This window comes from Paludisphaera rhizosphaerae (assembly GCF_011065895.1).
Taxonomy (GTDB): domain Bacteria; phylum Planctomycetota; class Planctomycetia; order Isosphaerales; family Isosphaeraceae; genus Paludisphaera; species Paludisphaera rhizosphaerae.
Genome location: NZ_JAALCR010000070.1, coordinates 1 through 3,859, shown reverse-complemented (window position 1 = coordinate 3,859; position 3,859 = coordinate 1). Strand labels below are relative to the sequence as shown.

Below are 3,859 nucleotides of genomic sequence, written 5' to 3'. Positions count from 1 at the left end.
CGAGATGGACTGAATTCCCCTCCTGCGTCGTCCCCCGAAGGGGGGTATTTCAGGGAAGACTTACTCTGAGGAGATCCCCATGCCGTTGCAGAACCCTGCCCCACCGATCATCGACCCCGGGACGCTCACAGGCATCCGGGCCCGTTATAAGCTGAGTTCGTCGGGACTGACGGCTGGCTCAATCACCGGAGCGACCATCCCCGACTTGAGCGGCAACGGCTGGGACCTGACGGTCTCCGGGTCGGCCACGTACAACGCTAGTGCGATCAACAGCAAGGGGGCCGTGGTCTTCGGCGGCGGCTCGGCCCAGACCGATGGTTTTTTCGCGGATGTGCCCGGCGACTGGTCCATCCTCTGCGTCCACCGGATTTCCGCCAACGTCGAGCCTTGGTGGGACGGCACGGCGAGTTTCTGGTGCCGCTTCGATTCGTCGACGCCCCCCGTACAGAACTTCGCCGGAGTCACGACCCGGGCGACCAGCAACAGCCGTGAAGATGGCTGGCAGTCTTATTGCGGCGTGATGGATTCGTCATCGTCGAGCCCCTACGCCGGCGGCCGGTACGCTCAGGACTTCTCCGCATGGTGCAGCACCAACGCCGGTCCCATCTCACAGTCGGACCGCCCCCTGATTTTCTGCCGCTCGGGAGCTTACGAACTCGCCGAGTGGATCTACTTCGACCGGGCCTTGACGTGGGGCGAACGCATCGCGATCTCTCGGTATTTCAACAGCGAGTACGGCGTCTACAGCCCGTTCGTGGACGCGGGGAGTGGGCTGAAGCCCTTCGTGATCGCGGTCGGGAACAGCACGACCCAGTTTCCCAAGTGGCCGAGCCAGTTGGCGGCGGATACGACTGACGTCCTGGGCGGGGCCGCGAACCTGGGAATCGCCGGTGGGATGTCGACGACGATAGACCAGCAGGTGCCCGAGATGACCGAGTTGGCTACCGCTCTGCGGACGCTCGGCGTGCCGATTCTCAAGATCGTCCACCACGGGCATAACAACGGCTTCGACGTCATCGACCACTTCAAGACGTCGACGTACAGCGACTTCCGGGCGATGGGCGAAAAGCTCATGGTGTCGACGTCGACGCCGTACAACGACAACGACTCGGCCGAGGCAGGCCGAACGACCCTCAACAATTGGCTCCGTCGCGACTCGGGGCAGATCGCGGACCACGGCGACCCGCTCGACTACATCGACCATCCCGTCGACGCCTTCGGGGCCGACTACGAGGATCCGCCGACCGACTCGGTCATGTCCTACGTCGGCAAGTACAGCCGCACGACGGGGACGCCGATCGTCGGCTCGCGGACGACCTACCCCGACGCCTGGCAGGACTCGATCCACCCCACCGAACTCGGCGGCGGCAAGATGGCCGAGTACATCGCCCCCTTCGTGAGGGCCGCTCTCCTTGATCTCGCCGGCCTGGTCGACCCCAAGACGGTCACGACCTCTTCCACGACCTCCACGTCGGCCAGCCTCACGGCCCCGGCCGCGAACGGCGGCTACGGCCCCTATACCTACCAGTGGTTCAGGGACGGTGCCGCGGTCATTGGGGCTACGGCGGAAGATCTGAACGACGTGGGGCTGACGTCTTCGACGGCCTACTCCTATGTGAGAAGGGCGACCGACTCCGGTGGGTTCTACCGTGAAAGCCCCGCCGTCACGGCGACCACGCTGTCGTCGGGGGGAACGCCGCTCTCGGTCTCGCTGGCTTCTTCGGCGATCACTTCCACAACCGCGACCGTGACGGCCACCCCCACCGGCGGAGTCGGGACGCTGTCCTACGCCTGGACCCTCGACGGGGACGCCGTTGAGGGGGAGACCGGACCGGTCCTGAACCTGACGGGCCTGACGCCCTCGACCTCGTACTCGGTCGAGGTCACGGTCATGGATTCCGCAACGCCCACCCCAGGGACCGCCGCGGCGTCAACGTCGTTCACGACTTCGGCAGCCGGCTCCAGGGTGATCCGGACCGACCCTTACGCCGCGGAACTGCGGGCGATTTGATTAACGTGATCCATCCTGTTAGGTCGTGGCCCGGTGGGGAGAAGACTAGTAGCTGAAGTGCATGCTCTTGACGCGTGCGCCCGTGGCGTTCACGTAGTCGGCGCCGGTCACCTTCACTCCGTCGAGATCCCTGAACACGTCTTTCGCGAGGATGAACGTGAGCGACTCTGGAATCATCGCACCGGCCAAGTGGCAGTTGAAATCGCCGAACTTATCCGTGTTGGGTCGATGCGCAAGAGTCTTGAGTTTCAGGAGTTCACGCATCCGGGTCTCGACGCAGGCCGAGAGGATGGAAAGCCTCCTTTGAGAGTCGTTTCCCCCGAACAACATGCAATTCACCACGGCCGGGAGGAATGAGTCGGGGCGGCTACTCATCAGTTCGGACTGGCTGAACGTGAAGCCCGCCATTTCTTTGGAAGAGGTCACCAACGGACCTCTGGGATCTTCGCCGGGCAACTCGGTCGGAATCAGGAGGTCGCCGTATTCCGCTCGGTGCCGGTCCAGGTAGTCGGCGTAGAGCATCGAATCGTAGTGGCCGCTCAGGGTGCCGAACATCTCCGTAAGCTGCCTCTGGATGTCGTTGTCCCTGGTCAGTATGACCACCTCGACGCCGCGCAGGACGGCGGTCAGGACGGCCGACACCACCAACTCCTCATCCGCGAAGAGATTCGGCTTCTCCCGGTCCTCCCAACCTTTCTTGGCGATGTCGAAATAGTCCCCAGCCCGGGTCTGCAGCCGTCGCAGCAACTCCTCCTCCGTAGGCTCTCGACCCTTGGCGGCCCCGAAGTCGTCCGCGACTTCCCGCCATAGCTTCTTCCGGCTGCTGAGGAGGGCCAGGTAGTAGTCATAGGCGTGGTCGATCAGGGTCTTGTCGATGCTGAGATGTTCGATGTTCGCTGTCCGTCCCGCGCGCGAGTCGCGGATCAGATCTCGAAGTTGCTTGTTCGCCTTGGGCGACTCGAGCCATGGGCCGAGTTCGCCCCAGATTTGGGGCGTGATCACCACCTTGCGCCGGAGGATCGCGTCCCAGACCCGCTCATCGATCTGCGTCGTCACGAATCCGGTGTCGACGAAGTACAGGGTGTTCTCGGGCGAGCGGCTCCCGAGGATGTCGGCCAGATAATCCGGCCGCCATTCCAGGGACTCGCCCAAGGTCGCCGTCAGGCGGTATACGCGGGCGCGACGGCCGGTCCAGTGGGGTTGCGAGTCCCGCGGCCTGACCGCCGGGATCGCGTTCTCCATCAAGGCTCGAATCGTCTTGCTCGGCTTCAAGCCACGGCGATAGGGCTTCCGACGGTCTCGAGCCATCTCGATTCGGCTCCTTTCACACACCCGGTCGCTGGTCGCCATTCGACCGCTCAGCCAGACGAATCAACCGTTGGGCCGTCGCACCACTCCAGTCCTGACGGGGGCGATCATCAGTTCGGCGGGCAGGGACCTGGAATCGGTGTGACGATCATCGGCAGTCCCGGGTAGTCGTTGAGGATCGGACCCGGAGTCGCGCTGGGCCGACGGATCGGGTTCGGCTCGACGTATCTCGTCGGGACGACATCGAGGGAGGGCTGGGAGACCGATGACGACGTCGGCGGAGAATTCGTTGGGGCGGCTTCCTTCGGGCCTTCGTGGGTCGGTGATGGCGCCGGGGAAAGCTCATCCCAGTCTCTCCAGCGGCACCCAGCGAGAATCCTGACCAACTCATCCACGACATGGGCGTGTTGCTGGATTCGCTCCTTCTGTAAGTCGACGAGCCACCCGACTACTGGCGGAAGGTTCTCGACATTCGTCGGCCCTCCGGGCGATTCGCTTGTGGTGGGCGGCTTCTTTCCGCTTTCCACCTGATCGCACCAG

General features: G+C 64.0%; 2 protein-coding genes. One reads left to right on the top strand and one right to left on the bottom strand.

The features are described 5' to 3' along the window. Nucleotides 1–79: 79 nt before the first annotated feature. Entirely contained in the window at nucleotides 80–2,011 is a 1,932-nt protein-coding gene (locus G5C50_RS31925; protein WP_165076110.1) for a hypothetical protein, read from the top strand. A gap of 45 nt (nucleotides 2,012–2,056) precedes the next feature. Here the strand turns inward: G5C50_RS31925 and G5C50_RS31920 are convergent, their stop codons facing one another. Next, on the bottom strand, nucleotides 2,057–3,319 hold the full coding sequence (locus tag G5C50_RS31920; protein WP_165076108.1) for a hypothetical protein: 1,263 nt from the start codon (nucleotides 3,317–3,319) through the stop codon (nucleotides 2,057–2,059). Nucleotides 3,320–3,859: the final 540 nt, after the last annotated feature.

Coding starts and splice junctions, on each gene's coding strand:
- G5C50_RS31925 (WP_165076110.1), top strand. CDS start 80: ATGCCGTTGCAGAACCCTGCCCCACCGATCATCGACCCCGGGACGCTC.
- G5C50_RS31920 (WP_165076108.1), bottom strand. CDS start 3,319: ATGGCTCGAGACCGTCGGAAGCCCTATCGCCGTGGCTTGAAGCCGAGC.